This is a genomic window from Marilutibacter maris, from assembly GCF_003233695.1.
Lineage (GTDB): Bacteria > Pseudomonadota > Gammaproteobacteria > Xanthomonadales > Xanthomonadaceae > Marilutibacter > Marilutibacter maris.
In genome coordinates, this window is record NZ_CP029843.1 from 728,929 (window position 1) to 755,387 (window position 26,459).

Consider the following 26,459-nt stretch of genomic DNA (forward strand, 5'->3'; position numbering starts at 1 on the left):
CCCCTGCGGTCTGCGACGGTCCCGAAGGGCGACCGAGGTCGCCCTTCTTCTGCTCCGGCTGACGCGTTCGGGCTTAGCCGTGCGCGGCGGTCGCGGTCATACTGTTGCGATGACCGCAATCCGCATGGTCGGCTTCGACGCCGACGACACACTCTGGCGCAGCGAGGACTACTTCCACGGCGCGCAACAGGAATTCGAGCGCATCGTCGCCCACTACGTCGATCTCGACGATGTCGGCGACCGTCTGTACGCGATCGAAAAGAACAACATCGCCCTGTTCGGCTATGGCGTGAAGGGCATGGCGCTGTCGATGGTCGAGGCCGCGGTGGAAATCACCGATGCCCGCATCAGCGCGCGCGACCTGCACCGCATCGTCGGCATCGCCAAGGAACTGCTGGCGCACCCGGTCGAGCTGTTGCCGGGCGTGCGCGAGGCGATCGAGGCGGTCGCCGCCGACTTCGAGATCGTGCTGATCACCAAGGGCGACCTGTTCCACCAGGAGAAGAAGGTCCGCGACTGCGGCCTGGCCGGACTGTTCCGCCGGATCGAGATCGTCAGCGAGAAGGACGTGCCGACCTACCGCCGCCTGCTGGAGGAGTTCGGCTGCGAGGCGGACGAGTTCGCGATGGTCGGCAACTCGCTGCGGTCGGACATCGAGCCGGTGCTGGCGTTGGGCGGTTGGGGCATTCACGTGCCCTATCACCTGACCTGGGCGCACGAGGCCGAGACCTCGGTCGACCATGCCGCGCCGCGCTTGCGGGTGGTCCCTACCGCGACCGAATGGCCGCAGGCATTGCGCGCGATCGCCGCGGAGGCCGCCGAAGCCGGCAAGTGACGGTGCGGTGACGTGATCGCCGCCACGTTGCGTTGCGGCATTCCTGAACGGGGACCCTACCGGATATCGGTTCGCGCGCCCGATCGCGGCAGGTTAAAAACCGGTTCACCGGGGCGGGGGCAGGGTGGGGCCATGTCCACCCACCGCAGGAGAGCGCCATGATCGCCTTGAACCGTTGGATCGCGACCACCGCGATTGCCCTGGGCATCGGCGTCGCCGGCCTGTTCCCGACCCAGGCGCGCGCCAGCGACGATCTGGTCCGGGTCCTGGTCGATGTGGCCGACGTGATCTATCACGGCGGCAACCCCTACTACCGCCACGGCAACTACGGCCGCTACGACCGCGTGGTGATCGTCCGCGATCGCCGCGGCCACCGCAGCTACTACCGCTACGTGCCGCGCTCGTACTACAGCCGTCACTACCGCGGCGGCCCGCCCTACGGCGTCGCCCACGGCTATTACCGCCATGGGCCGGGCAAGCACCGCTACGATCATCGGTACCGCGACCGCTACGACCGCTATGACCGCCGCGACCGCTACGACCGTCGCGATCGCCGTCATCACCGGGATTCCCGCGACTATCGCGTCCGCTACGACCGTCGTCACGACGGCCGCCGCTGGCGCGACCGCGATTGACCCCGCACCGGTGGTAGCCTTGCCGCCGGGACGACCTGCTGGAGGTAGTTATGAAACGTCCGTCGATGATGTTCGCGGCGCTGTTGCTGGCGGCGCCGATGCTGGGCCTGGCGCCGGTGCCGGCGCAGGCCGGTGAGGTCGATTGCGAACTGCGCTTCAACCTGTCCGGCTGGTCGGTGTTCTACAAGACCGCGTCGGGCAACGGCACGATCAGTTGCGACAACGGCCAGCGCATGGCGGTCCGGATCGAGACCAAGGGCGGCGGCCTGAGTTTCGGCAAGTCGACCATCGAGAACGGCGTCGGCGAGTTTTCCGGCGTCGACAGCATCAATGACTTGCTGGGCACCTATGTCAGTGCCGAGGCGCATGCTGGCGCGGTGCGCTCGAGCAAGGCCCAGGTGGTGACCAAGGGCGAGGTTTCGCTGGCGTTGGCCGGTACCGGCAAGGGCTGGGACATCGGCGTGGCGTTCGGCAAGTTCGTGATCTCGCGCTGAGCCCGGCCCGGGTCGGCCGGCTACACTCCACCCATTCCGCAAACGAGGCCCGCATGATGGTTTCCATTGCACGCAAACTCGCCCTGGCCGCCGCGCTCGCGGCCGGCGCCGGCCTCGCCGCACCGGCGGCGGCCCAGGACTTCACTTTCGGCTGGAACCCGCGTTCCGGCGATGTCTGGGTCGATACCTGGCTCGGCGACATGAACCGCTACGGCCACCGCTATCGCGACCCCTTCATCGACGAGATGGTCCGTTACCACGGTGCCCCGCGTTCGCTGGTGGTCGATCTGCTCGATACCCGGCGCTGGGCGCCGGGCGATGTCTACATCGCCTGCGCGATCGCCTCGATCATCGGCCGTCCGTGCCGCTACGTGGCCGACGTCTGGGAGCGCGACCACGGTCGCGGCTGGGGCGCGGTCGCCAAGGACCTGGGCATCAAGCCCGGTTCGCCGGAGTTCCATCGCCTCAAGCGCGGTTTCGTGCCCAGCTACGACCGCTGGGGGCGCACGATCACGATCGACGCCGACCTGGAGCGCGACTTCCCGGGCCGCGGCCGCGGCGCCAGCCAGCGGGGCCATGATGCCCAGGGCGGCAACGGCAACGGCCGCTCCAGTGCCCAGGGCCGTGGCAATGGCAATGGCAATGGCCAGGGCAATCGCGGCAATGGCAATTCGGGCAAAGGCAAGGGCAAGGACAAGGGGCGCGGCCACTGAGCCGGCTCAGGCGTCCAGGGTGGCGCCGCCATCGACCCGCAGGTCGTGCATGACGATGTGGCGGGCGCGTTCGCCGAGCAGGAAGCACACGGCCTCGGCGACGTCCGCGGCCTCGGCGATCCGGCCCAGCGGAATGCCCAGCCGGTAGCGTTCGGGCACGCCGTCCAGGATGGCCTGCCGCGCCTGCGCGCTGCCGGCGAGGGCCTGTTGCATCGGGGTGTCGGTCGACCCCGGGGAGACCAGGTTGCAGCGCACCCCGTGCGGCGCCAGTTCCAATGCCAGGCAACGCAGGTAGGCGCTCGCCGCCGCCTTCGACGCCGCGTAGGCGGCCATCCCGGCGCGCGGTGTCGTCGCGGCGTTGGAACCGACCACGACGATGCTGCCGCGCCTTCGCTCGCGCATCCTTCGCGCGACCGCGCGGGTGGTGCCGAACACCGCGCGGGCATTGACCGCCATGCAGGCATCCCAGTCGTCGGGCGCCATCTCCAGCGCGTCGCCGATGCGCAGGATGCCGGCGACGTGGGCGAGATGGTCGAGCGGCCCGCGGTCGGCCTCGATGGCATCCACCGCGCGCTCGACCGCGGCCGCGTCGACGACATCCACCGTCAGGCAGGTGGCATCGACGGGCAGGGTCGCCGCCAGCGCTCGCAGACCGTCGGCATCGCGGTCGATCAGCGCCAGGCCCGCGCCGCGCGTGGCGAGCATGCGCGCGACCGCGGCGCCGATTCCCGAGGCGGCGCCGGTGACCAGCGCCAGGTGTCCGGCGAACTCCCCTGACTGTGCGTTCATGCGGCCTCCGCCTCGAAACCGTCCATGATCCGATGACGCTCGTCGTGGTAGCCGTCCTCGTCCAGTCGTTCCTTCCAGTACGGCACCGCGTACATCATGGCCTTGGGCAGGCCCCAGTGCTCGCGCAGGTAGCGGCGGATCGCGACCACCTGACCGTTTTCGCCGGCCAGGGTGAGCGAGACCGTGCCTTCGGGCGGTGCCAGTGCGCGGACCGCGTCGAGCAGGTCCGCGCGTTGCAGCCAGCGCACGCGCATCTGCGGACGTGGCGGCAGCGGCTGACGCTCGCCGGGGTCGGGCAGCTCGATCAGCACGTCGCCGGCCGCGGTCTCCGGCAGCTTGCGCATCACCGCCCGCAGCAACGGCAGGCTGCTGGGGTCGCCGATCAGCAGGAAGCGCCCGGCGTCGGGCCGGTACAGTGGCGGCCCGCCGGGGCCGATCAGGCCCAGCACCCGGCCGGGCGTCGCCCGCGCCGCCCAGCGCGAGGCCGGGCCGTCGTCGCCATGCAGGACGAAATCGACATCCAGCCACCGCCGGGCCGGGTCGATGGCGGCGACGGTGTAGGTCCGCGACCACGGCCGTGGCCGGTCCCGCGGCCACTGCGGTCCGCCCGCGCCGATCGTCGGAAGGGCGGGGGACTCGCCATCCTGCAGCGGAAACAGCAGCTTGATGTGGGCGCCTTCGCAGTCCGCCGGAAACGCCGCCAGCACCTCGCCCTCGAAGCGCAGGCGGCGCATCCGCGGGGTCAGCGCGGCGCCGCCGTCCAGTACCCGGATCAGCCCGGTCGCCGGTGCGCTCATGCGATCGCCTCCACGGTGGCGTGCAGTCGCGCCAGCGGCGCGCGTGGATCGTCCAGCGCGGCGTCCAGGGTCGCCAGCAGGTCGCGATGGTGGCGGCCCAGGGTGGCGGCGTCGTAGGCGGCGGGATTGGCTTCGATGTCCACGCGCAGGCCGTCGGGCAGCGGCGACACGGTGATGTCCATGTCCTCGACCGAACCGACCGAGACCGGGTGCGCCTTGGCCTCCAGTCCGGAGAAGCGGAAACCGCGGTCGAACGGCATCAGGTTCAGCACCGGCCCGTAGAGCTGGGCGTGGCTGCCGGCCAGGCCCATGTCCTCGCGCATCCATTCGTAGTTGTAGCGCTGGTGCGGACGGAGCCGCGCCAGTTCGGCCGAGGCCCCGCGCGCCAGCGTGTCGAAGCCGGCATCGGGATCGATCCGCAGTTGCAGCGGCACCACGTTCATGCCCATGCACGGCACGCCCAGGGCGCGGCTGCCGAGGCGGTTCATCACCAGCAGGCCGATGCAGATCGAGGTGGCGCCGCTGGCGCGGTGCATCCACGCGGCGATGCCGGCGATCAGCCACGCGCCCCAGTCGACCCCGCACTCGCGCGCGCCGGCCTGCCAGCGTGCGTACTGCGACAGTGGCAGGCGATGACGCTCGGAGCGGGCAACGTCGGACGGCGGTTGCAGCGGCGCCAGGGTCACAGGCGTCGGCGCCGCCTGCAGCCGCGCCATCCAGAAGTCGCGATCGCGCGCGCGCTGCGGCGACTGCCGGTAGCTCTCGGCCTCGTCGATCACCGGCGCCAGCGCGAAGTCGCGCGCCGCCGGTATTTCGCGTCCGTCGACCGCGGCCGAGTACACCGCCGCGACCCGGTGGATCAGCAGCAGGTAGGCGAACCCGTCCAGCGCGATGTGGTGCGCACGCAGGTACCACAGGTGCCGTTGCGGACCGAGCCGCAGCAGCGCGGTGGCGAACAGCGGGCCGCTGCCCAGCCGTGCCGGGCGGTCGAGGTCGGCGCGCATCCAGGCCTCGGCGGCCCGCCACGGATCGGCCTCGCCGCTGAAGTCGTGTTGCGGCCACGCCACGGCGCGCGCCGGGTCCAGCCGCTGGCGCACGCCGTCGCCGTCGTCGCGGTAACGCATGTGCAGGGCGTCGCAGCGACGCAGGGTGTCGATCACCGCATGGCCGAGCGTGGCCACGTCCAGCGGACCGCGCAGTTCGATCGCCTCGGCGGTCCAGAATGCGGGGCTGTCCGGTTCCATCCGCTGGCCGGCCCACATGCCGTACTGCGGCGCCGTCAGCGGCCGCGTGTCCGCGCTCATCGCAACGCCTCGCGGTGCCGCTGCAGCAGTGCCCACCAGTCGGCCACGCGCTCGCGTTCGGCGAGGTCGACGAAGCCGATCTCGGCACCGGCCGCGGACCAGCGTTCGAGCAGGCTCATCAGGCGGATCGAGTCCAGACCCAGGTGCAGCGGGTTGTCGTCGGCGCCGACCTGTTCGACCGGCAGCTCGATGATCCGCGCCAGTTCCGCGCGCAGGGCGTCCAGGCTGGCCGGCAGACCCGACGTGGCCTTCAGGGCGTCGATGCAGGCGTCGGTGGTCAACGCGACGCCGCAGCGGCGCGCCACGTAGGCCAGCGCCATGGCGTGTTCCTCGGCGCTGAAGTCGGCCAGGGCATCGGCGAGCATGAACGGCTGGATGTCGCGCATGAACGCGTCCAGCGCGGTGGTCATGCAACCGATGTGGGCGTAGACGCCGCAGATCAGCAACTGGTCGCGGCCCTGCTCGCGCATCCGTTCCAGCAGGTCGCTGGATGCGAACGCGCTGTAGCGCCATTTGGTCAGCACGGTGTCGTGGTCGCGCGGAGCGACCGTGGCGGCGATGCCGGCGCGCTCCGGCCGGGCGGTCACGCCCGGCCCCCACCAGTCCTGCAGCAGGCCACGCTGGCGCACGGTCTGCTGCGGCGGCTGCGCGGTATAGATCACCGGCACCCCGGCCCCGTCGCAGGCCTCGCGCAGGGCGCGCACGTTGTCGAGCATCGGCGCGACCGGGCTCTGCGCGGTGTCGTAGAAATCCAGGAAATAGTCCTGCAGATCGTGCACCAGCAACACCGCGCGTTCGGGATCGGGCCGCCAGTCGACCCGGTCCTGCGCGGGCAACCGGTCCGGCAGCGGGTAGGGGGCGATACGGGGAATGCTCATGCGGTGGCCTCGGTGGCGGACTGGATGGGAGCAGGGGGCGCGAAGCGGGCGCGCAGGGCGCGCTTGTCGACCTTGCCGACCGCCGTGCGCGGCAGGGTGTCGACGATCTCGATGCGCTCGGGGATCTTGAACGCGGCCAGGCCGCGCGTGCGCAGGTACTGCTGCAACTCGCGCGGCGCCAGTGCCTCGCGCAGCACCACGAAGGCGCAGGCCTTCTCGCCCAGCCAGCGGTCGGGCATCGCGACCAGGGCGGCGTCGAACACGGCCGGATGGGTCAGCAGATGGCTTTCGATTTCCTCGGCCGCGATCTTGTCGCCGCCGCGGTTGATCTGGTCCTTGCTGCGCCCCTCCACGATCAGGTGGCCGGAGGCGAGGCGGCGGACCCGGTCGCCGGTGCGGTAGAAGCCGTCGGCGGTGAACGCGCGGCGGTTGTGGGCGTCGGCGCGGTAGTAGCCGCGGATGGTGTAGGGGCCTCGGGTCAGCAGATGGCCGACCTCGCCCTCGGGCACGTCGCGATCGCCGTCGTCGACGATGCGGATCTCGTCGTCGTCGCTGATCGGGCGGCCCTGGCTGCTGGCGATCAGGTCCGGCGGGTCGTCCAGGCGGGTGTAGTTGACCAGGCCTTCGGCCATGCCGAACACCTGTTGCAGGCGCGCGTCGAAGCTTTCGATCATCCGCCGCGCGACATCGCGGGCGAGGTGGGCGCCGCCGATCTGGATCAGGCGCAGGCTTGACAGGTCATGTCGCCCGCGCGTGGCGGAGGCGAGCCAGGCCAACGCCAGCGCCGGCACCAGCGCGGTCGCGGTGACGCGCTCGCGTTCGATCACGGCGAAGCTCGCGGCCGGCTCCGGATGCCGCGCCATCACCACGCAGCCGCCGGCATGGAAGGTGCCGAAGGCGCCGGGCGAGCTCATCGGGAAGTTGTGCGCCGCCGGCAACAGGCACAGGTATCGGGTATCGGTATCGAAGCCGCAGATGCGGGCGCTCTCGCGGACGCTGTAGAGATAGTCGTCGTGGGTGCGCGGGATCAGCTTCGGGGTGCCGGTACTGCCGCCGGACAGCTGCAGGAAGGCGACCGCCGTGGCGTCGTGGTGCGCGTCGACGTCGCGGTCGCCGCTGTCGGCGTACAGCGCGTCGAAGTCGTGGCCGTCTCCGCCGCCGCCGACCACCACCAGTTCACGCAGGCACGGATGCGCTTCGCGCAGGCGACGCATCATCGCGGCGTGGTCGAAGCCGGCCTCGCGGTCGACGGTGATCGCCGCGCAGGCGCCGGTGTCGGCGATGAAGTGGCCGAGCTCGGCCTCGCGGTGCGCGGGCAGGGCGAACACCGGCAGCGCGCCGATCCGGAACAGGGCGAAGCAGGCGACGTGGAATTCGGCGATATTCGGCAGTTGCAGTACCACCCGGTCGCCGCGGGCGATGCCCAGGCGCGCCAGGCCGGCGGCGGCGGCGCGCACACGGCGGTCGAGCTCGGCATAGTTCCAGCGGCGCTCGCCGCAGACCAGGGCCGGACGGTCGGGTTGCGCGGCGGCAACCTCGGCCAGGCGGCCGTGCAGGGTGGTGCCGGTCCAATGGCCGCGCTCGCGGTAGCGGCGAACGAAGTTGTCCGGCCATGGGGTGAAGTCGGCGTCGGGCCTGTCCGGCGTCGTCATCGCGTTCATGGCTGGCCCTCGGTCAGCGGCGGCAGCCCCATCGCCGTCAGCATCGTGCCCAGCTTGGCGCTGGTTTCGGCCAGCTCGGCCTCGGGCGTCGAGCCGGCGACCACGCCGGCGCCGGCATACAGCGTCGCCGCTTCGGCCTCGACCAGGGCGCAGCGGATCGTCACCGCCCATTCGCCGTCGCCGTGGGCGTCGCACCAGCCGACTAGGCCGGTGAACAGGTCGCGGTCGTAGCCCTCCAGTTCGCCGATCGCGGTGCGTGCCGCGGCGGTCGGGTGCCCGCACACTGCCGGCGTCGGGTGCAGTTGCAGGGCCAGGCGCAGGGCATGGGTCGAGGCATCGGCGAGGGTGCCGTCGATCCGCGTCGACAGATGCCACATGGTCGGCGTCGCCAGCAGCGACGGCGTCGCCGGCACTTCCAGGTTCCGGCACCAGGGAGCCAGCGCGGTCGCGACCGCGTCGACCACCAGGGCGTGCTCGTGGCGGTCCTTGGCCGAGGCCAGCAGTGCCTGCGCGCGATGCGCGTCCTCGTCCGGATCGACGCTGCGCGGCGCCGAACCGGCCAGGGGATTGGAAGTGACCCGCGCGCCGTGCTTGCGCAGCAGCAGTTCCGGGCTGGTGCCGACCAGTTGGCCGGCGCGCGTGTCGTCGCCGGCATCGACCGCGAAGGTGTAGCCGGCCGGGTCGCGCGCCAGCAGTGCCGACAACAGTGCGTCGACGTCGACCCGGGTACGCAGGCACAGGCAGCGCGACATCACCACCTTGTCCAGCTCGCCGCGCTCGATCCGCGCCAGCGCCTGCGCGACCGCGGCGAGGTAGTCCGACGCCGAGGGTATCGAGCGCGCCGGCGGCAAGGCGTGCGCGTCGCCGCCGCGGTCGGAGGGCCGCCGGCTGCCGCGATGCCGCGCGTGGCCGCTGGCGTACACCGCCTGCTGCGGCAACCACAGCCGCGCCGGTGCGTGACGGTCGAACGGGATCGCGCCGATCAGCGGCAGGCGATCGCTGCCGTCGCGACCGCATCCGGCCAGCAGGGCGTCGGCGGCGTCGGCGAGTCCGTCGTTGGCGGCTCTGCGCAAACGCGCCTGTACCCCGCGGCAATGCAACTGCTGGCGTGGCGAGGAGAACAGGCCGTCGCCCGGCCGCCAGGCATCGAGCAATGCATCGCGTGGCGGACGGGGGGACATCCGTGGCGAGCTCGGATGCGGGATTGCCGGCGCGTCGGCGAACGCGGTCGCGGCGCTGGAGGAAGCGTCCATGAAGTTACCTGCGGGCTGTCGGGGGCTGTCAGTGGAATCAGCTGGCAGGCGTGGTAGCCCGCTGGCGGGATGCGGCATGCATCGACGCACGGCGTGGACGGGCGTCCGTGCCGTCGTCGCCGTCGATGATGGGCGACGACGCGTTAAATGTTAGTGATTCGCATTTGTGTTTGACAGTCGATCCGATCACAATGTCGCCGCTTCCGCTGCGGCAGGCGCCGTGGCGGTTCCCGCGGCCGGGTCCGGTGCAAGGGATCACGGCCCGGTTTGCGGCGCCGCTGCGCCTTCGGTCGGCCCCGGCGGGGCCGCCTCCATGACAAGGAAATGAAACATGGCTTTCACCCCCCGCTGCCTGTCGCTGACAGGCCTGACCTTCCTCGCGATCGTGCCGCTGTCGCAGGCCGCCGACGGCACCGACGCCACCACCATCGACACCATCGTCGTGGAGGCCGAGCGCGAGCCGGGCAACTTCGACATCGACGCCGACGAGGTCGAGCTCACCCAGGCTTCCGACCTGTCCGACCTGCTCTCCAACGAGTCCGGCGTCGCCGTCGGCGGCGGTTCGACGGTGTCGCAGAAGGTCTACGTGCGCGGCTTCGAGGACACCATGCTCAACGTCACCATCGACGGAGCGCAGCAGCCGGCCGAGCTGTACCACCACCAGACCCGGGTGCAGATCGAGCCGGAATTCATCAAGTCGATCGAACTCGACGCCGGCGCCGGTGCCGCCACCGCCGGTCCGGGCGCGCTGACCGGCGCGATGCGGGTGCGTACCAAGGATGCCTTCGACATGCTGCGTCCCGACCAGGACTTCGGCGCGCTGCTGAAGGCCTCGGCCGGCTTCAACGGCGAGAACAACTACAAGGGCGTGGCCTCCGTGTACGGGCGTCTGTCCAACGGCCTGGGCCTGATGGCGACCTACGTGCGCCAGGACGGCGGCGACTACGACGACGGCAACGGCGACCGGGTCGATCCGACCGCGTACGACCACCGTCGCGGCCAGGTCAAGCTGACCGGTCTGTTCGACGCGCACAGCTTCGACCTGTCGGCCGAGCACCTGGACGACACCGGGACCTACTACGAGCGTCCGCACATGACCAACTTCGCCGGCCGCTTCCTGCTCTCCGATCACAAGATGACCCGCGACACGGTGTCGTACAACCATCGCTACGATCCGGGCAGCGATGCCGTGGACGTGGAGGCGACGGTGTTCTACAACCGCTCCGAGTTCGAGAACCGCCGCAACAGCACCGGCCTGGTCTACGGTTCCGGCGAGCAGAGTTCGATCGGCCTGGACCTGCGCAACACCTCGCGCTGGCAGGACCTGGATCTGGTCTACGGCCTGGACTTCCGCCGCGACAGCCTCGACGCGACACAGCAGGCGACCCCACCGGCGTACTGGGGCAGCACCGAACAGCATGCGCGTGTCGCCGGCCTGTACGCGCAGGCGAACTGGCGCTTCGCGCCGGCATGGCTGTTGTCGACCGGCCTGCGCTACGACCACTACCGGCTCGACGTCGACAGCGGTGTCGGCGCCGGTGCGAGCAATTCCGACAGCAAGCTCAGCCCGAACCTGTCGCTGCAGTGGCAGTTGACCGATCACCTCAGTCTGCGCGGCGCCTATTCGCAGGCATTTCGCGGCATCACCATCCGCGAGGCCTTCTTCAGCGCGCTGTACGCGCACCGTGGCGACCTGCGCGGCGAGGAGGGCGACAACGTCGAGTTCGGCTTCGCCTACGAGCGCGACGGCTTCCACTTGCGCGGCACCGTGTTCCGCCAGGAGATCGAGCACTTCATCAACGCGATCTTCGTCGGCCCGCCGTCGACGGAGTGGGGCTACTGGGCCAATACCGGCACCGCCGAGGTCGACGGCTTCGAGCTGGAGGTCGGCAAGCAATGGGACGATATCGGCTTCAGCGTCGGCGTGTGGGAGTCGGACAACGCGTTCGACGGCCGCCCGCTCAACGACGCCGACCTCGGCCTGGGCACCACCATCGGACGCACCTGGACCGGCCGGCTCGACTGGACCCCGTCAGCGGTCGCGCACTACGGCATCCGTGCGCGCTACGTCGAGGCGGCCGAGAACCGGATCTCGCCGGAGGCGCCGGCCAAGGGCTCGTACGCGGTGCTCGACCTGCTCGCGAACTGGAAGCTGCGCGACGACCGGATCACCCTGGGCGTCGGCGTGAACAACCTGCTCGACGACTTCCACTACGACCACGGCACCTACTCCTACCATCCCGGCAGCGGCCTGAACATCGGCTTCCCGGCACCGGGCCGCGAGTTCGTCGCCACGGTCGGCTACCGCTTCTGAGCCGCCGCCGACCACGCCCGGACGGTGCGGCCGCGTGGCTCGACGATGGCAGCGCCCCGGCCCGGGCGGCCGGGGCGTTGCCGCAGGCGATGCGGGCACGGTGACGGAATCGTCCGCGCATCCAGGCCCGCGGCGGCGACCGCCTATTCGGCCAGGGCGCAGATGCCGTTGGCGCCGCCCTTGCCGGTGTACGACAGCGACAGGGTGCCGTCGGTATTGATGCTGACCGAGACGGTCACGCCGGTCTCGGCGTCGGTCGCCTCGTAGTAGCTCTCGCTGAACGACTTGTAGGCGGCCTCGCGTCCGTTGACGAACACCGGGCCGCCGTCGTCGGCATGGACCTCGATGTCGCCGGGGCAGGTCGCGTTGAACATCGTGATCTTCGCCTTCGGCGCATCGTCAGCCGGCGCCGCGGCGTCCATCGGTGCGGGTGCGGCTTCCGGTGAGGGTGCCGGCTCCATGGGTGCGGCGTCGGGCACAGCCTCTGCGGCGGGTGCCGCGTCCGTCGGCGCGGCGGCGTCGGGCGCATCCGCGGGCGGGCTGCATGCGGCGGCGGCCAGGCATAGTGGCAGCAGGATAGGGGCGGCCTTCATCTTCGCTCTCCGGTGGCGGGATCAGTCCCGGGGGCAAGAGCCTAGCCAAGGCAAGGGCAAGAACGTGTGCATGCACCCAGGGACGCCACCACGCGCGTCGAACGCATGCTGCGCGCGCGTGCCGGCGCAACCGATGGGGCCGGCCACGGCATCGCCGACTGAAGACTCGTGCCGGTCGTGCATGTCTGACATCCTGAACGGGACTGACACCTCCCCAGCGTTCTGCCCATTCAGATGACCCCTGTTGCGAAAGTCCATCGGCCCGGTGCCCGGCTACCCTGCCGGTGCGCCATCGCCTGATGCGGCCGCCGGCAGGACAGCGATGCGGCCCGGCTCCGGGCCGTCAAGGACGATGCGTGTGCCATCGCCATTGTGAGTGGACAGATCGCGGACGTCGCCGCTGCGCATAGAAGTCGATGGGCCTGATCCGGATTCGTGTTCGCGCCGCCCGCGTGGTGGCATGGGTGAGCGTGCTGCTGGTGTTTGCGGTGGGCGCGATCCTGCCCGCCCATGCGCGTGGCCCGTGGGTGATCCGTCACTATCGCCTGAGCGACGGGTTGCCGGTGAGCAGCGCCGCCGGCAGTCACGTCGACGGCAAGGGATTCCTGTGGATCGCGACCCACGACGGGCTGGTGCGATTCGATGGCCAGGCCTTCAAGGTCTACAACACCTCCAACTCGCCGGCGATACGCGACAACCGGATCGTCGACATCTATCCGGACAGCGGCGGACGCCTCCATGCGTTGACGGCCGGTGGCGATCTGCTGCGTCTGGAGGTGGGCGGTGTTCGACGGATCCGCCTGGGCGCGGACGGTCGAACCGGTTCGCCGATACGTTCGATCCACGAGCGACCGCTGTGCGTGACCACCGCGCAGGGACTGTTCTGCGAGGACCGCGAAGGCGGCTTCCACGCGCGCCAGATCTTCGATCCGGGCGACGAAGTGACGGCGGCGTTTCCGGTCGGCGACGATCAGGCCTGGTTGCTTGTCCGTGGCAAGGGAATCGTGCTGCAGACCGGCCGGCAACGTCGTGTACTGTTCGACGACGCCGATGCCTACAGGCCTCCCGGGCTGCCCCCGATGGCGGTCGTGGGATCCGATGGCAGCCTGATCGTCGCGCTGGACCGTGGCCTGTTGCGCCTTGCGCGCGACGGCACATCGCACTGGCTGCTGCGCGGCGGGCGCGATCCGGTCCACATCGTCCAGCTTCGTTCCGATCGCGATGACACCTTGTGGGTCGGCACCGACCGGGGCTTGTTTCGCTTCGATCAGCGGGCCCTGCACCGGGTCGGGGATCGGGCGGGGCATCGCGGTCCGATGCGGTCGCAGAGCTGGCGCGCGGCCGACGGTGCGCTATGGGAAAGCTCCGGAGGCGCCCTTTTCCGCGACGGTGCGCAGGTGCTGGAAAGCGATGGCCGGATCACCGACGTCAGCTTCGACGCCACCGGGACGGCGTGGGTCAGTACCTTGCGGGATGGCCTCTATGCGTTGTCGCGGCCGCGCGTGGAGACCCTTGGCGTCGCCGACGGACTGTCATCAGACAATGTGTACTCGGTGACCCGCGACAGCGCCGGGACGATGTGGCTGGGAAGTCTCGACGGGCCGGTGCAGGCGATCGCGCCCGATGGCGACATCGAGCGCTATGGCATCGAAAGCGGGCTTCCGGGAGCGAACCCGTGGGTGATCGCGGCGGCGCCGGACGACTCGATCCATGTCGGCACATACGCGCCGGGCCTGTTCCGCAAGCCCCCCGGTCGGCGCCGCTTCGAGGCGGTGCCCCTGCCCGGGCCGCTTGCGCAGGCACGAATACTGGCGATCAGCTTCGATCGGAGCGGGCGGTTGTGGCTGGGCACGACCCGGGGGGCCTGGTGCCGCAGTGGCGCATCCTGGCGTAGGGTCTGGCCGGAAACGGGAGATGCCGCGGTCCACAGCATCCTGCATGCCACCGATGGCAATGCCTGGCTCGGCACCGACCGGGGGCTGTGGCGGCAGGGCCGTGGCGCGGTCGCCGCCGAGCTGCTGGCAGGCATCACCGTGCGCGACCTGATGCAGGACCGCAGCGGCGTGGTCTGGGCGAGCACCGAAGGCTATGGGCTGGCTCGTATCGATCCGCGCGAGGCGCCCGAAGCCCTGCATCTGGGGCGCGCGGAGGGGCTGCCATCGGACAGTCCGCACGCGGTGCTCGAGGACGATGGCGGCAACTTGTGGGTCAACAGCAACCAGGGTGTCTTCAAGCTCGGAAGGCGCGATCTGCAGGCGTGGATCTCAGGGGAGTCGGCGACGTTGACGCCGCTGATGCTGGGATTCGCCGATGGGGTCACCGAGTTGGAGGGTAACGGTGGCGTGCAGCCCGCCGCGGCATTCGACAGGGACGGAAGAATCTGGTTTCCCTATCAGCGCGGTGTGATCCGGGTCGATCCGAAGCGATTCTCCAGGACGAGGGCGGCACCGGTGCCGGTGATAGACGGACTGCGGGCCGCAGGCACCGGATTCGTTTCGGGGCCGTCGCCGTTGCCGGTCGGGGTCCGGTCGCTGAGCATTCACTACAGCGCCGCGGACCTTCATGACGGCAGGGCGGTCCGGTTCCGTTACCGACTGATGCCCGGCGACGGACACTGGGTCGACGTCGGTGGTCAGCGGACCGTTTCGCTGGCCTCGATGTCGCCGGGCCGCTATCGCTTCGAGCTGGTCGCCGCCAACGGAGACGGAGCATGGGCGGCGACCCCGGCGATGCTGGAGTTCACCGTTCCGGCGCGATGGTTCGAAACCACGCGTTTCAGGCTGACGGTGGTCCTGGGGCTGATGGCGCTGGTGCTGTTGGTGGCATGGCAGCGGGTACGCGGCGCCCGCCTTCAGGCCAAGGCGCTGGGGCGTCAGGTCGAGGCGAGAACCCGGGAACTGGATATCGAGAAGCGGCAGGCCGAGGACGCGTTGGTGAAGCTGTCCGAAAGCCACCGCATTATCGAGAAGAAGAACCTGCGGCTGGCGGATCAGGCCTCGCGGTTGGAGCGGCTCTACGAGTTCAGGGTGCGCTCGTTTGCCGACATCAGTCATGAACTGCGCACACCGCTGATGCTCGCGAGCATGCCACTCAAGGAAGTCCAGGCGCGTGTATCGACGCTGTCGGAGCACACCGCGGAACGGTTGCGGCTGTCGATTTCCCAGCTTGACCGGCTGACCCTGCTGGTGCAGCAGCTGCTGAGCCTGGCGCAGGCCGAGGCCGGCCAGCTCAAGTTGGACATCGCTTCGTTCGACGCCTGTAAATGGCTGGAGCAGGTCGTCGACGGGTTCCGGGTGTTGGACCGGAAGCTTGAGCGGGGCTACGAGCTGCGCCGCAATGTGGACTTCCTGCCGATATTCGCCGATCGCGACCGCCTGACGACGGTGCTGGAGAATCTGCTCGACAATGCCAGCCGCCACGCGCCGGCCGGCAGCGTGATCGATGTCGAACTCAGCGCGGAAACCCGGGACGAGACCCTGCGGATCACGGTCAGCGATTCCGGCCCCGGATTCTCGCCGGCCATCGCGAAGCAGTTGTTCCAGCGCTTCTTCCGGGGTGAGCGCGCCGGTCGCGACGGGCTTGGAATCGGCCTGGCCACCGCGAAGGAGCTCATCGAACTGCACGGCGGAAGGATAGGCGCGTCCAGCCGGCCGCAGGGCGGCGCGAGCTTCTGGATCACGCTGCCGCTCGGCAGCGCCCACGTGTCTCTGGACGAGCTGGATTCCAAGCCGACGCAAGCGGCGGTCCGGTTGCCGGCCACCGGCCGCAAGGCGATGGACAGCAGGAAGGTGTTGATCGTCGAGGATCATCCCGAACTGGCGAACTATCTGGGACATCGCCTGGGTGAGTACTGCCCGGTCAAGGTGGTGTCCTCCGCGGAGGAGGCCATCGAACAGCTGCAGTGCAACGCGTTCGGTGCGGTGGTTTCTGACGTGGTGTTGCCGGGCATCAGCGGGATCGAGCTGTGCACACGGATCAAGGCCGATCAGCGCCTGGCCGCGATCCCGGTTTTGTTGATATCGGCCCGGGCCGAGACCCGCCGCAGCGAGGAGGGGGTGGCGGCCGGCGCGAGCGAGTACCTGGTCAAGCCCTTCGGCTTCGAGGCGTTGATCGGGGCCATCTCGCGGGCCTGGCCGGACGCCAGTCTGTACTTCAGCAGCGAGGAGAAGATCGTCTCCGACGCGGGGGACGCGCCATTGCTGGCGCCGGCATTGGAGGCGCTCGCCGATCCCGATTTCAGCGTCGGCGCCTGGGCTCGTCGAGCGCACCTGTCCGAGCGTCAGCTCAGGCGCAGGGTCATCGAACTGACCGGGCAGTCGCCGGTGGCATGGCTGCGCGAACAGCGCTTGCTGCGGGTCAGGCGGCTGATCAGCGACGGCAGTTGCCGGACCCTGTCGGAAGCCGGCGCCCGGGTGGGCCTCGACAACCCAGGCTATCTGTACCGCATCTATCGCGCCCGTTTCGATACGACCGACGACTGACGACCGTCGCGAGGCGGCCGGCGGCCCTGTTGCGGTCATGGCGCGCGATCGCGAGAGATTCGATTGGCTCGTCACCTTTGAAACGTGATCTTGCTCTCGTTTTTCCGTGCATGGCCGTTTTTTGCATGTCGATGTCCGTTCTGTTCCTGTCCCGTCGCAGGGGCCGTTCCTAGGCTGAGCGTCCAATTCACGGGGCGGGAGCCGGGCAGTGCTGGAGAGCTTGGACGAAACGATCGAGGCACTGGTCAGGGCCGGCATACCGCCGAAGCTCGAAGACCAGATCGCGATCAGCTTCGCCCGGCCGGACGAGGATTTCGCGGCGACGATCCCGACCCTGAATCTGTTCCTGCACTCCATCCTGGAGAACCGCGACCTGCGCAGTCGCGTGCCGTCGGCCCGGCTCGAGGGCGACACCTATGTCGGCCATCAGGCACCGGTGCGGGTGGACTGCTCCTACCTGGTGACCGCGTGGGCCGCGGCCGGTGACCAGGCCCCGGAGAAAACCGAGCATCGCCTGCTCGGCTGGGCGCTGAGGTTGCTGCTGCAACACCGCTTCGTGCCCGACGAGCTGCGTCGGGGCGCGATGAAGCTGCAGCCGATGCCGTTGTCCACGGTGGCGATCCAGGGAACCGCCGAACAACGCGGCGACTTCTGGCTGGCCCTGGGCGGAAAGCCGAGGGCGGCGCTGGAATACAAGGTCACCATCTGCGTCGGGACCGGCGGCGTCGAAGACCTCGGCCCGCCGGTGCGCTCGAGCGTGCTCGACATGCAGCTGGATTCGGCAATGGCCACGGCGTCGTCGCGCCGGCCGGCAGAGGCTCCTTCATGAGCGACGGACATCGTCCCCGGACATCGCGTGGGCACCGGTCCGGTATGCCGGTCCCGCGAACAGGGTCCGACGCGTCCCGCGGAGGGTCCGGTGGCCTGGACGAAGCAGCCGGAGCCCGTACCCGATACCGATTCGCCGCGTCCGCGCGCGGCATCACCTGATCAGCGTTTCATCCGAGGAGGAGCACCATGAGTACCACGACCTACCAAACGCCCGGGGTGCACGTACAGGAGGTGCCCCCTGCTCCCGGCCCGATCCAGGGCGCGAGCACCAATGTTGCCGCCTTTGTCGGCCTGACCGTCGGCGGGCCGCCGCCAGGAACGGTCCGCGTCGTGACCAGCTACCGGCAGTTCGCCGAGCTGTTCGCGGTGGACGGCAAGCTGCCTGTCTACGACGTCGGCCTCAATATGCTGGCCAACGGCGTCTATGGGTTCTTCGACAACGGCGGCACCCGCTGCTACGTCACGCGTGCGTCGTGCATGCATGAGAAGGATACGATCGCGGGCAAGGTCGGGCAGTGGTTCGGGGTCAAGGCCGCCGAGCAGTGGCTGGCCAAGAACGCGGTCGACCTGGTATCCGGGTTTCTCGCCGGTCATGGCCAGGCGCTGAAGGCGGACCGGCAGAAGCGCCTGCAGGCCGGTCTGCAGGCGGCGCTCCAGGACATGGACCTGCCGACGCGGCCGGCACAGGCGGGACCGTTGCAGGACGCGCTGTGGAACTGGCTCGACGAGAGCCTGGCCGATCTCGAATCGACCCCCAGGAGTGCGCTGAAGGAGCTGCTGAAGGGCGCGTCGAAACGCTGGGCGGAGGATCTCTGGCTCAAGTACCGGGCCAAGAGCCTGGCCGATCTGAACAGTGCCGAGTACGACATCGGCAAGGCGCTGGCGGCCCTGGAGCCGTTCACCGACATCTCGATCGTCGCCGCGCCGGGGTTGACCGGCGAGAACCACTGGCGCGCGCTGATCACCCATTGCACCGACAACGCACCGAACTGCTTCGCGGTGCTGGATGCGCCGCAGGGCGCGGACTGGGCCAACCAGGACAACCAGCCGATCTATCCGAGCAGCCAGCTTCCGAACGACTCCGACTACGCGGCGATCTACTACCCGTGGATCCAGGTCGTCGACGCCGGCAGCGGCCAGAAGATCTACGCGCCGCCCAGTGGCCACATCGCCGGCGTCTATGCCCGGGTGGACGCCCAGCGCGGCGTGTTCAAGGCGCCGGCCAACGAGTCCGTCTACGGCGCGCTGGCACTGGAAACCTACGTCAGCGACAACCAGCAGAAGTATCTCAACAACCCCGGCTCGCAACCCAATGGCGACGGCGTCCTCGGCATCAACGTCAATTGCATCCGCCAGATCAACGGCGGGATCCTGGTCTGGGGCGCGCGCACCCTGCAGGTCGACGAGAACGAGCAGTTCAAGTACGTCAGCACCCGCCGCACCTACAACTACATCCGCCAGTCGCTGGAGAGCGGCACGCAGTGGGCGGTGTTCGAGCCCAACACCCAGGCGTTGTGGGGCCAGCTCACCCGCAACGTCACCTCGTTCCTGACCCGTCTGTGGCAGGAGGGCGGGCTGTTCGGCAGCACCGCGGCGGAGGCCTTCTACGTCAAGTGCGACGCCGACACCAATCCCGAAAGCGTGCGTGACGCCGGCGAGGTCGTCACCGAGGTGGGCGTGGCGATCACCAAGCCGGCCGAGTTCGTGGTGTTCCAGCTGGGCCTGACCTCCGGCAGCGCCACGCCGACCACGAGCGCCTGAGGACGATCGCATGCCCGCCCGCGACGCCAGCCCCCGCATGCAGGTCGTTGCTTCCACGATGGAGGCGACGCTTCCCGGCGTCTACCTGTCGCCTCGGGCCGTGGACGCGGGCGTCGAGCCCGTCCATACCGGTACGCCGGTGTTTCTCGGCGTGCGCGGTATCGACCGCGTCATCCGCCTGGATTGCGACGAGCGCGACGCGATCGTCGCCGCGGCAGCCGCGATGCGGGGGATGACGCCGTATGCGCTCAGAGGCTTTTTTGCCAATGGCGGGCGACGGTGTTACCTGGTCCCGGCGGACAGCGCCGGGACCGGGCAGGCGGATGTGGACGCGCTGGAGGCGATGGAGACGCATGCCGGCGACTTCGACCTGGTCTGCGCGCCCGACCTGGCGGCGTCGGTCCCGGCCGATGAGCTGGCCCGGGCGCATGCACGGATCCTGGCATGGTGCGCCCGTGGCGGCCGCCACTTCGCGATCCTCGATGCGCCACGGCGCGCGGACGACCTCGACGCCTATCGCCAGGCACTGGCGGCGGCCATGCGTGGGCGGCCGGGTGTGGAGGCCTCCTTCGGTGCCGGCTATGGCCCATGGCTGCAGGTGGCCCGTGGGCGTCCGTCGCAGCACACGGACGCGCATCCCGCGGTCGACGCGATGCCTGGCATGGCGGTGCCGGCATGCGGACACATCGCGGGTGTGTACAGCCGCAACGACCGCGCGGCGGGGGTCTGGAGCGCACCGGCGAACGAGGTCGTGATCGGCGCGGTGGCACTGGACGGCGAAGGCGCGGATGCGCTGGCGGCGGTGGGCCGGGCCGGCATCAATCCGTTGCGCGGCTTCCGCAAGCGCGGCATCCGTGTTTGGGGGGCGAGGACCTTCTACGACGGTGCTGATTCGGGGCTGCGCTACGTGACCGCGCGGCGGACCCTGCAGGTGGTGACGCGCCGGCTGGAGCAAGTGCTGGCTCCGCTCGTGTTCGAGCCGGATACGCCGCTGCTGTGGGTGCGGGTCAACCGCATCGTCAACGCCCTGTTCGAAAACATGTATCGCAGCGGCGTGCTCGCGGGAGGTACGCCGGAGCAGGCGTACTTCGTGCGTTGCGACGCCGATACCAATCCTCCGCAGGTACGCGAGAGCGGGCAGGTCGTGGTCGAGGCCGGTATCGCGGTGGTGGCACCGGCGGAGTTCATCACCATCGACATTCGGGTAGGCGGGAACGATCTCGCCATTTTTCAACACGTTGGAGGATAAGCAGTCATGGCCCAGACCGATCCGTTCAGAGGCTACAACTTCAAGGTCGAGATCGACGGCATCACCAGCACCGCGTTCAAGGAGTGCAGCGGGCTGGACAGCTCGACGACGGTGGTCAGCTACCGCGAAGGCACCGACCCCACCCTCGGCCAGCGCAAGCTGCCCGGACTCTCGTCGGGATCGAACGTGACCCTGCGCCGGGGCATTACCGCCGACCGTTCGCTGTGGGATTGGCGCGACAGCGTGAATTCCGGAGATCTGCAGCGCCGCGACCTGTCGATCATCCTGATGAACGAGAAGGGCGAAGAGCAGATCCGCTGGAATCTCAAGAATGCCTGGCCTGCGCGCTGGAACGGCCCCGGCTTCGATGCCACCTCCGACGCCGTCGCGATCGAGGCGCTCGAGCTGACCCACGAGGGCGTCGAGGCGCAGACGTGGTAGCGACGGCGGAATTTCCCTTCGTCCTGCCCTGCGGCTACACGGATGAGGAGGGAGCGACGCACCGGGAAGGGCGGATGCGCCTGGCGACGGCCTACGACGAGATCGCGCCGCTCAACGACGCGAGGGTGCGGAGCAACCCCGGGTACCTGGTCATCGTCCTGCTGTCCCGGGTCGTCGTCGGCCTGGGCGGTTTGAAGCACATCAACACCAAGGTGATGGAAGGGCTTGCGTCGCAGGACTTCGTCTATCTGCAGGACCTCTACAGGCGCCTCAACGAGCAGGGCCATGCGCGTCTGCCGGTGAGCTGCCCACACTGCCAGGAGCGGTTCGAGGTGGAGGTGCAGCCACCGGGGGAAGCGTGAGCTACCCCTCGGAGCGACTGTTCGAGGAGGTAGCGTACCTGTCCCGCTATCTGCATTGGTCCTACCGGGACGTCCTGGGTCTGGATCACCTGGAGCGACGGCGCTGGGTCGCCGAGGTCGCCGCCGTCAACGAGGAGCTCAATCGCCCGTCCGGCTGAGGCGCGGCGATGGATTCGAATCAGGAACGCAGCGGAGTTCATCTCATGTCGATAGGTATCAATGCGGCGTTGGTGGCTTCCAGGAATCACCTGGGAGTCCGCCTCGACCCGCATGCGGGCAACAACTTCTTCGTCGAGGTCGACGGCCTGCTGGCCGGCAGCTTCAGCGCGGTGGGCGGCCTGCAGAGCGAGGTGGAGGTGACCGGCCACGACGAAGGCGGGGTCAACGGCTACCGCCATCAGCTCCCCGGTGGAACCCGCCATCCACGGCTGGTGCTGACCCGCGGCGTGACCGAGCTGGACACCCTGTACAGCTGGCACGCGCGCGTGTGCCGCGGCGACCTGACCCGGCGCGACATCACGGTGATGCTGCTGGACCGGCGTCATGTTCCGGTGATGTGGTGGAACGTCAGCGCCGCGTTGCCGGTCAAGTGGGTCGGACCGGACTTCAACGCGATGCAATCCAGCCAGATCGCGGTCGAGCGGATCGAACTGGTCCATCGTGGGATCGACAAGCCCCTGCTCAGCCGTGGCGTTGGCGCGGCACATGCCGTGGCCGAGCTGGTCGAGTCGGAGACCGGTGGACGATGAGCGGGACGACGACAGTCGCGTCGATGGCGGACGACCACGCGAGCGCGCCGTGGCAGCGCCACCTCGTCCCTGGCCTGGTGGAGCGGCTACGGCGCAGGGCGACGGTCATTCCGACCGCGCTGGGCGAACGGATATGGCGGCGCATCGATTACTTCCGTACCCGTTCGCAGCCTCTGGGCACCGGGTTGGCCGGACGCATGCGGGCGGCCGGGGGCATCGTGGAAGAGGCGCCGATCGTGCACGTGAGTTGGCGCGTCTCCGCGGCGGGCCCGTCTTCGGCCGGACCGGTCCGGTCGTCGGGCGCCACCGCGATGGTGCCGGTGATCCGGGTGCCGCCGCAGCCAGAGCCGGAGCGCGCCAGCGCCACGATAGCGTCGACGGCCCCGGAGCGGTCGCGAACGCGGCGTCTGCCGGTGGTGGTGTCGCATCCGCAGTCGCCGGCCGCCAACAACGCTTCGGTGGGCGATGCCATGCCGGCGCTGCGACGCGTTCCTATCGAATCCGGCCGGGAGGACGAGGCGGCCGCGGCCCCGACGTCCCTGGGGCGTGCCGGCGCGCCGGTATCCGCGGCGACGGAGGCGCCCGTGCCGGCCAGCACGACGGTGCTCAGCGTACCCGCTGGCGGACACCGGGCGAGATCGCGTCGCGGCATTCAAGCCGGTGAGATGGTTACGGCGCAGCCGCAGCCGCAGCAGCGGGCCGCGACCGATGCGGGTGCCGACGGAGAGCCGCGCGTTGGCGCCGGTACGGTCGTCGTTCCGCCGCTGCGCAATACACGGACACGAGTGCGTTCCGCTCCTGCGGACGCGGTCCAGTCCAGTGCCGGTGGCCGACCGGGCGCAGGGTTGTCGGCTCCGATGCGCAACGTCGTCGGCAGGCCGGCGGATGCCGGACGCGGGCCAACGGACAACCCGGTAGCCAAGAGTGATACGGGCGGGTCATCGCCGGTATCGACGCCGCACATCGCCGTCGCGCCGGCATCGCCATTACCGGCGCAGCCGGCACCAACGCTTGCGGGCGCGGGGGCGAGCCGTCGCGACCCGTGGGTGGCGGGCGATGCTTCCGATGTGCTGCGTCCGGTTCTGCATTCGAGGCCGGTGTATCCGCCCGGTGGTGTTGGCGCCGAGCGCGGTGGGACCGTTTCGAGTTCCAGCTCAGCTGCCAGCCCGGTCGGGCTCAGGCCGACGGCGCCGCGCGCCGGGCATGCACGCGCCACGGTTGCGGCCGTACCGGCGACAGCCGTTGGGTTCCAGCCCGGCCGCAATCCGTCATCCACGCTTCCACACGCCGGGTATACGGATCCAGCGGCCTCGCGGTCCGCCGCCATCGATGCGGACAGCAGCGATGCGGTCGCCGCGTTCATGTCTTCGCCATCGCCATCGCCATTGCCGGCGACGGACGATGCCGGGCAAACCCCGGGGGTGTCCGTACCGCGCCCCGAACCGCGAGCGCCGGTCGACATCGACCAGCTGGCGCGCAAGGTCGAGAGGCACATCATGAAGCGCCTGGCAGTGGACGCCGAGCGCCAGGGAGGATGGTCGTGAAGCTCGAGAAACTCACGATCGAACATGTGCGGGATGGCGTGCCGGTCAGCCTGAAGGCGCTGTTCAATCCGGCCCGACTGGTGTTCCGGCGCAAGGCCACGTGGGAGCGCGACGAGGCCGCGCAGGTCGGCTGGATATCGGCGCTGAAGTTCAGGGGCAGCCCGCCGGCCAGTCTCGCGCTGGACCTGTTCTTCGACACCTACGATGCACCGGACCCCGCGTCGGCACCGTGGGCCCGGGCATTGGTGCCGTTCGCCAGCGTGACCCGCAATGCGCCGCACGATGTGCTCGACCAGACCTGGGCGATAGAGCGGCTGACCCGGCCCGATCGCGAGACCCACGAACCGCCGACCTGCACCCTGCGCTGGGGGCGCGGCACCCTGTTCTGCGGTGTGCTGGCCGAAGCCGACACCACCGTCACCCTGTTCCTGCCGGACGGGACGCCGGTACGGGCGTCCGTGAGCTGCCGGTTCGTCGCCCGCGAGGCGCTGTCGCGCCCGGCCGACGAGTTGCACTCCGCCGACGTGGCCAAGAAGTACACCGTGCAGCCGGGCGACACCCTGATGCTCATCGCCGAGGCGATGTACGCCGACGCCCGGCGCTGGCGGCCGATCGCCGACGCCAATGCGCTGGGCGATCCGTTGCGGCTGACGCCGGGTCAGGTCCTTCTGGTTCCCAAACTCCGCAACTGAATGCCAGGCGCCCGATCATGAACGTTCCCGAGAACTGCGCGATTCCCGACTACCGGATCAAGGTCGATCGCATGCCGTTGCCCGTTACGGTGGCGCCGGACGTGCTGGGCATCACGGTGCTGGACGACATCGCCGGTCCGTCGATGTTCGCGCTGACCTTGGCCAGCTGGCACCAGGCCACGCAGAGCTACACCTGGGTGGACAGCGATCTGTTCGCGATCGGTGCCGAGGTCGAGGTTGCGCTCGGCTATGTCGACCGTCTCGAAACGGTCATCAGCGGCGAGATCACCAGCCTCGAACTCGGCGTCGGCACGGACGCGCAGCCGCGCCTGCTGGTGCGCGGCTACGACCGGCGCCATCGCCTGCTGCGCGGCGGGCGCACGCGGACCTTCGTGCAGATGAGCGATAGCGAGATCGCCGCGCAGATCGCCCGCGACAACGACCTGGCCGCGCAGGTGGTCGACAGCGGCGTGGTTCACGAGCACGTCTGGCAGCACGCGCAGTCCGACCTGGGTTTCCTGAGCGCCCGCGCCGAGGCTATCGGTTACGAGGTCGCGATGCAGGGCTCGACCCTGTGCTTCCGCCCGCACCAGACCGCGGCCGAACCGGTGGCGGAGCTGTTCAGCAACCGCGACATCGAGTCGTTCGAACTCAGGATGACCAGTCAGGGCCAGGTCGGTGCGCTGCAGGTCAACGGTTGGGACATCGGCAACAAGCAGGCGATCGTCGGATACGCGGACAGCGCGGGATTGCGGGCGATGGACGGAACCCTGGGCGCGGATATCGCCGATCGCGCGTTTGGCGACAGCTGCTCGGTACGCATCGCGCAGCCGGTCGACTCCCAGGACGAGGCGGATGCCGCCAGCCGGGGGCAGTTCGCCAACCGCGGTCTGGCTTTCATTCTCGGAGAGGGCGTCTGTCATGGCTCGACCCGCCTGCGGGCGGGGAGCGTGGTGTCCCTCGGCGACATGGGCGAGCGCTTCAGTGGTCCGTACTACATCACCCAGGCGCGCCACGGCTTCTCTTCCACGAGTGGCTATCAGACCACGATCAAGGTACGGAGGAACGCATCATGACGCTGCCCGGATCAAGCCGGTGGCCGGATGCCACGCATGTTCCCGGGCGCATCTACGGCGCGGTCGTGGGGCTTGTCTCCAACAATGTCGACCCGGAAGGGATGGGGCGGGTCAGGTTGCGGCTGCCGTGGCTCAGCAGCGAGGACGAGAGCGGCTGGGCGCGGATCGCCACGCCGATGGCGGGCGCCAACCGCGGAGTGTGGATGCTGCCCGAGGTCGGCGACGAGGTGCTGGTGATGTTCGCGCACGGCAACATCGACCAGCCCTATGTCGTGGGCGCGCTCTGGAACGGCGTCGACGCGCCGCCGGACGACAATCGCGACGGCGGCAACGATCGCCGGGTGATCCGTTCGCGCAGCGGCCTCACCTTGACCTTCGACGACACCGAGGGCGCGGAGACGATCACCCTGATCGATGCCGCGCAACGCAACAGGGTCGTCATCGACGCCAGCCAGGACGTCGTCACCATCGAGTCCGCCGGAAAGGTGCGGGTCGCGGCCGCCGGGGGCATCGACCTGAGCAGCGACGACGGCGACGTCAATGTCTCCTGCAACGCCTTCAAGGTCACCGCGAGGTCGTCCTGCGAGCTGCAGGGGGCCAAGGGCCGGCTGTCCGCGGACAGCGGCATCGACATCGAGTGCCTGGCCGGCGTGCGCATCAACAAGGACGCTCTGGAGGTGACCTGATGGGCTTTCTGGCAACCATCGCCAATACCGTGCTGTGCGGCCATGGTGGCAAGGCGCAGCCGACCGCTCCGAATCCGCGGGTCCGGCTTGGCGGCAAGCCGATCGTGACCCAGCCGCCGCCGTACCTGATCGCCGGCTGCCCGCACCTGACCGAGGGCGGGAGCCCGCTGCCCTGCGTGTCCGCGTTGTGGCCGACCGGCGCGCTGCGACTGCGGTCGATGGGACAGGCCCTGCTCCTGGACGGCGACCGGGGCGTCAGCGTGCCCAATGGCGTTGCGGTCAGCATCCTGCCCGGACAGACCCGGGTGAGGGGGCGCTGAG

Annotated in this window: 25 protein-coding genes; 18 read left to right on the forward strand and 7 right to left on the reverse strand. The window is 69.7% G+C overall.

All coding sequences use genetic code 11. The features are described 5' to 3' along the window. Nucleotides 1–109: 109 nt before the first annotated feature. The 4 genes from C9I47_RS03245 (at nucleotide 110) to C9I47_RS03260 (ending at nucleotide 2,677) form a co-directional block, all read left to right on the forward strand. Nucleotides 110–835, forward strand: coding sequence for an HAD family hydrolase (locus C9I47_RS03245; protein ID WP_111265469.1), 726 nt, complete (start codon nucleotides 110–112; stop codon nucleotides 833–835). Nucleotides 836–993: 158 nt separating this feature from the next. Beyond that, the gene (locus C9I47_RS03250) at nucleotides 994–1,470 is read left to right on the forward strand and encodes a hypothetical protein (protein WP_111265470.1); all 477 of its coding nucleotides are present in this window, start codon (nucleotides 994–996) and stop codon (nucleotides 1,468–1,470) included. Nucleotides 1,471–1,520: 50 nt separating this feature from the next. Further along, nucleotides 1,521–1,964, forward strand: coding sequence for a hypothetical protein (locus C9I47_RS03255; protein WP_407067492.1), 444 nt, complete (start codon nucleotides 1,521–1,523; stop codon nucleotides 1,962–1,964). A 53-nt stretch (nucleotides 1,965–2,017) separates the two neighbouring features. Continuing rightward, nucleotides 2,018–2,677: a hypothetical protein gene (locus tag C9I47_RS03260; RefSeq protein WP_111265471.1), complete on the forward strand. Its 660-nt coding sequence runs from the start codon at nucleotides 2,018–2,020 to the stop codon at nucleotides 2,675–2,677. A gap of 6 nt (nucleotides 2,678–2,683) precedes the next feature. Here the strand turns inward: C9I47_RS03260 and C9I47_RS03265 are convergent, their stop codons facing one another. Genes C9I47_RS03265 through C9I47_RS03290 form a run of 6 tightly spaced genes read right to left on the reverse strand, consistent with a single transcriptional unit; the run spans nucleotide 2,684 to nucleotide 9,359 of the window. Then, complete coding sequence (locus C9I47_RS03265) at nucleotides 2,684–3,466, reverse strand: 2,3-dihydro-2,3-dihydroxybenzoate dehydrogenase (protein ID WP_111265472.1); 783 nt, start codon at nucleotides 3,464–3,466, stop codon at nucleotides 2,684–2,686. Continuing rightward, nucleotides 3,463–4,263, reverse strand: coding sequence for a siderophore-interacting protein (locus C9I47_RS03270; RefSeq protein ID WP_111265473.1), 801 nt, complete (start codon nucleotides 4,261–4,263; stop codon nucleotides 3,463–3,465). The genes C9I47_RS03265 and C9I47_RS03270 overlap by 4 nt, the downstream gene beginning before the upstream one ends. Then, nucleotides 4,260–5,567 (reverse strand): condensation domain-containing protein, encoded by a 1,308-nt coding sequence (locus C9I47_RS03275; protein WP_111265474.1) that lies wholly within the window; start codon nucleotides 5,565–5,567, stop codon nucleotides 4,260–4,262. Before C9I47_RS03275 ends, C9I47_RS03270 begins: the two co-directional genes overlap by 4 nt. Further along, complete coding sequence (locus C9I47_RS03280) at nucleotides 5,564–6,445, reverse strand: isochorismatase family protein (RefSeq protein ID WP_111265475.1); 882 nt, start codon at nucleotides 6,443–6,445, stop codon at nucleotides 5,564–5,566. The genes C9I47_RS03275 and C9I47_RS03280 overlap by 4 nt, the downstream gene beginning before the upstream one ends. Further along, on the reverse strand, nucleotides 6,442–8,106 hold the full coding sequence (locus tag C9I47_RS03285) for a (2,3-dihydroxybenzoyl)adenylate synthase (protein WP_407067493.1): 1,665 nt from the start codon (nucleotides 8,104–8,106) through the stop codon (nucleotides 6,442–6,444). The genes C9I47_RS03280 and C9I47_RS03285 overlap by 4 nt, the downstream gene beginning before the upstream one ends. Further along, complete coding sequence (locus C9I47_RS03290; protein WP_111265476.1) at nucleotides 8,103–9,359, reverse strand: isochorismate synthase; 1,257 nt, start codon at nucleotides 9,357–9,359, stop codon at nucleotides 8,103–8,105. Before C9I47_RS03290 ends, C9I47_RS03285 begins: the two co-directional genes overlap by 4 nt. Nucleotides 9,360–9,690: 331 nt before the next feature. Here C9I47_RS03290 and C9I47_RS03295 point away from each other — a divergent pair, with 331 nt between their 5' ends. Next, the gene (locus C9I47_RS03295) at nucleotides 9,691–11,673 is read left to right on the forward strand and encodes a TonB-dependent receptor domain-containing protein (protein ID WP_111265477.1); all 1,983 of its coding nucleotides are present in this window, start codon (nucleotides 9,691–9,693) and stop codon (nucleotides 11,671–11,673) included. A 143-nt stretch (nucleotides 11,674–11,816) separates the two neighbouring features. On the opposite strand, the gene C9I47_RS17825 is transcribed toward C9I47_RS03295, so the two are convergent. Beyond that, complete coding sequence (locus tag C9I47_RS17825) at nucleotides 11,817–12,266, reverse strand: hypothetical protein (protein ID WP_223250262.1); 450 nt, start codon at nucleotides 12,264–12,266, stop codon at nucleotides 11,817–11,819. A 464-nt stretch (nucleotides 12,267–12,730) separates the two neighbouring features. On the opposite strand from C9I47_RS17825, the gene C9I47_RS03305 reads away from it, so the two are divergent. The 13 genes from C9I47_RS03305 to C9I47_RS03365 all read left to right on the forward strand — a co-directional run bounded on the left by C9I47_RS03305 (nucleotide 12,731) and on the right by C9I47_RS03365 (nucleotide 26,458). Further along, a complete protein-coding gene (locus C9I47_RS03305) occupies nucleotides 12,731–16,747 on the forward strand; it encodes an ATP-binding protein (RefSeq protein WP_190238589.1) in 4,017 nt (1,338 codons plus the stop codon). Nucleotides 16,748–16,967: 220 nt separating this feature from the next. Next, nucleotides 16,968–17,576 carry a DUF4255 domain-containing protein gene (locus C9I47_RS03310; RefSeq protein ID WP_190238590.1) on the forward strand — a complete coding sequence of 203 codons (609 nt, stop codon included), beginning with the start codon at nucleotides 16,968–16,970 and terminating at the stop codon, nucleotides 17,574–17,576. Between the two features lie 188 nt (nucleotides 17,577–17,764). Then, complete coding sequence (locus tag C9I47_RS03315; RefSeq protein WP_211371738.1) at nucleotides 17,765–19,339, forward strand: phage tail sheath family protein; 1,575 nt, start codon at nucleotides 17,765–17,767, stop codon at nucleotides 19,337–19,339. A gap of 10 nt (nucleotides 19,340–19,349) precedes the next feature. Next, nucleotides 19,350–20,588, forward strand: a complete 1,239-nt coding sequence (locus tag C9I47_RS03320) for a phage tail sheath family protein (RefSeq protein WP_111265480.1) — start codon at nucleotides 19,350–19,352, stop codon at nucleotides 20,586–20,588. Between the two features lie 6 nt (nucleotides 20,589–20,594). Further along, nucleotides 20,595–21,029: a phage tail protein gene (locus C9I47_RS03325; RefSeq protein WP_111265481.1), complete on the forward strand. Its 435-nt coding sequence runs from the start codon at nucleotides 20,595–20,597 to the stop codon at nucleotides 21,027–21,029. Between the two features lie 74 nt (nucleotides 21,030–21,103). Next, nucleotides 21,104–21,391 carry a hypothetical protein gene (locus C9I47_RS03330; RefSeq protein ID WP_211371737.1) on the forward strand — a complete coding sequence of 96 codons (288 nt, stop codon included), beginning with the start codon at nucleotides 21,104–21,106 and terminating at the stop codon, nucleotides 21,389–21,391. Beyond that, the gene (locus C9I47_RS17685; RefSeq protein ID WP_170288152.1) at nucleotides 21,388–21,549 is read left to right on the forward strand and encodes a DUF6760 family protein; all 162 of its coding nucleotides are present in this window, start codon (nucleotides 21,388–21,390) and stop codon (nucleotides 21,547–21,549) included. The genes C9I47_RS03330 and C9I47_RS17685 overlap by 4 nt, the downstream gene beginning before the upstream one ends. A 45-nt stretch (nucleotides 21,550–21,594) precedes the next feature. Further along, the gene (locus C9I47_RS03335; RefSeq protein ID WP_211371736.1) at nucleotides 21,595–22,140 is read left to right on the forward strand and encodes a phage tail protein; all 546 of its coding nucleotides are present in this window, start codon (nucleotides 21,595–21,597) and stop codon (nucleotides 22,138–22,140) included. After that, nucleotides 22,137–23,684, forward strand: coding sequence for a hypothetical protein (locus C9I47_RS17425; RefSeq protein WP_145985413.1), 1,548 nt, complete (start codon nucleotides 22,137–22,139; stop codon nucleotides 23,682–23,684). Before C9I47_RS03335 ends, C9I47_RS17425 begins: the two co-directional genes overlap by 4 nt. Next, the gene (locus tag C9I47_RS03345; protein ID WP_170288151.1) at nucleotides 23,681–24,376 is read left to right on the forward strand and encodes a CIS tube protein; all 696 of its coding nucleotides are present in this window, start codon (nucleotides 23,681–23,683) and stop codon (nucleotides 24,374–24,376) included. The genes C9I47_RS17425 and C9I47_RS03345 overlap by 4 nt, the downstream gene beginning before the upstream one ends. A gap of 17 nt (nucleotides 24,377–24,393) precedes the next feature. After that, nucleotides 24,394–25,452 carry a phage late control D family protein gene (locus tag C9I47_RS03350; protein WP_111265485.1) on the forward strand — a complete coding sequence of 353 codons (1,059 nt, stop codon included), beginning with the start codon at nucleotides 24,394–24,396 and terminating at the stop codon, nucleotides 25,450–25,452. Next, entirely contained in the window at nucleotides 25,449–26,138 is a 690-nt protein-coding gene (locus C9I47_RS17430; protein WP_145985414.1) for a phage baseplate assembly protein V, read from the forward strand. The genes C9I47_RS03350 and C9I47_RS17430 overlap by 4 nt, the downstream gene beginning before the upstream one ends. Then, on the forward strand, nucleotides 26,138–26,458 hold the full coding sequence (locus C9I47_RS03365) for a hypothetical protein (protein WP_223250263.1): 321 nt from the start codon (nucleotides 26,138–26,140) through the stop codon (nucleotides 26,456–26,458). Before C9I47_RS17430 ends, C9I47_RS03365 begins: the two co-directional genes overlap by 1 nt. Nucleotide 26,459 lies beyond the last annotated feature (1 nt).

Coding starts and splice junctions, on each gene's coding strand:
- C9I47_RS03325 (WP_111265481.1), top strand. CDS start 20,595: ATGGCCCAGACCGATCCGTTCAGAGGCTACAACTTCAAGGTCGAGATC.
- C9I47_RS03365 (WP_223250263.1), top strand. CDS start 26,138: ATGGGCTTTCTGGCAACCATCGCCAATACCGTGCTGTGCGGCCATGGT.
- C9I47_RS03315 (WP_211371738.1), top strand. CDS start 17,765: ATGAGTACCACGACCTACCAAACGCCCGGGGTGCACGTACAGGAGGTG.
- C9I47_RS03245 (WP_111265469.1), top strand. CDS start 110: ATGACCGCAATCCGCATGGTCGGCTTCGACGCCGACGACACACTCTGG.
- C9I47_RS03285 (WP_407067493.1), bottom strand. CDS start 8,106: ATGAACGCGATGACGACGCCGGACAGGCCCGACGCCGACTTCACCCCA.
- C9I47_RS03350 (WP_111265485.1), top strand. CDS start 24,394: ATGAACGTTCCCGAGAACTGCGCGATTCCCGACTACCGGATCAAGGTC.
- C9I47_RS03275 (WP_111265474.1), bottom strand. CDS start 5,567: ATGAGCGCGGACACGCGGCCGCTGACGGCGCCGCAGTACGGCATGTGG.
- C9I47_RS03255 (WP_407067492.1), top strand. CDS start 1,521: ATGAAACGTCCGTCGATGATGTTCGCGGCGCTGTTGCTGGCGGCGCCG.
- C9I47_RS03290 (WP_111265476.1), bottom strand. CDS start 9,359: ATGGACGCTTCCTCCAGCGCCGCGACCGCGTTCGCCGACGCGCCGGCA.
- C9I47_RS03335 (WP_211371736.1), top strand. CDS start 21,595: ATGTCGATAGGTATCAATGCGGCGTTGGTGGCTTCCAGGAATCACCTG.
- C9I47_RS03320 (WP_111265480.1), top strand. CDS start 19,350: ATGCCCGCCCGCGACGCCAGCCCCCGCATGCAGGTCGTTGCTTCCACG.
- C9I47_RS03330 (WP_211371737.1), top strand. CDS start 21,104: ATGCGCCTGGCGACGGCCTACGACGAGATCGCGCCGCTCAACGACGCG.
- C9I47_RS03295 (WP_111265477.1), top strand. CDS start 9,691: ATGGCTTTCACCCCCCGCTGCCTGTCGCTGACAGGCCTGACCTTCCTC.
- C9I47_RS03260 (WP_111265471.1), top strand. CDS start 2,018: ATGATGGTTTCCATTGCACGCAAACTCGCCCTGGCCGCCGCGCTCGCG.
- C9I47_RS17825 (WP_223250262.1), bottom strand. CDS start 12,266: ATGAAGGCCGCCCCTATCCTGCTGCCACTATGCCTGGCCGCCGCCGCA.
- C9I47_RS17425 (WP_145985413.1), top strand. CDS start 22,137: ATGAGCGGGACGACGACAGTCGCGTCGATGGCGGACGACCACGCGAGC.
- C9I47_RS17430 (WP_145985414.1), top strand. CDS start 25,449: ATGACGCTGCCCGGATCAAGCCGGTGGCCGGATGCCACGCATGTTCCC.
- C9I47_RS03265 (WP_111265472.1), bottom strand. CDS start 3,466: ATGAACGCACAGTCAGGGGAGTTCGCCGGACACCTGGCGCTGGTCACC.
- C9I47_RS03270 (WP_111265473.1), bottom strand. CDS start 4,263: ATGAGCGCACCGGCGACCGGGCTGATCCGGGTACTGGACGGCGGCGCC.
- C9I47_RS03280 (WP_111265475.1), bottom strand. CDS start 6,445: ATGAGCATTCCCCGTATCGCCCCCTACCCGCTGCCGGACCGGTTGCCC.
- C9I47_RS03250 (WP_111265470.1), top strand. CDS start 994: ATGATCGCCTTGAACCGTTGGATCGCGACCACCGCGATTGCCCTGGGC.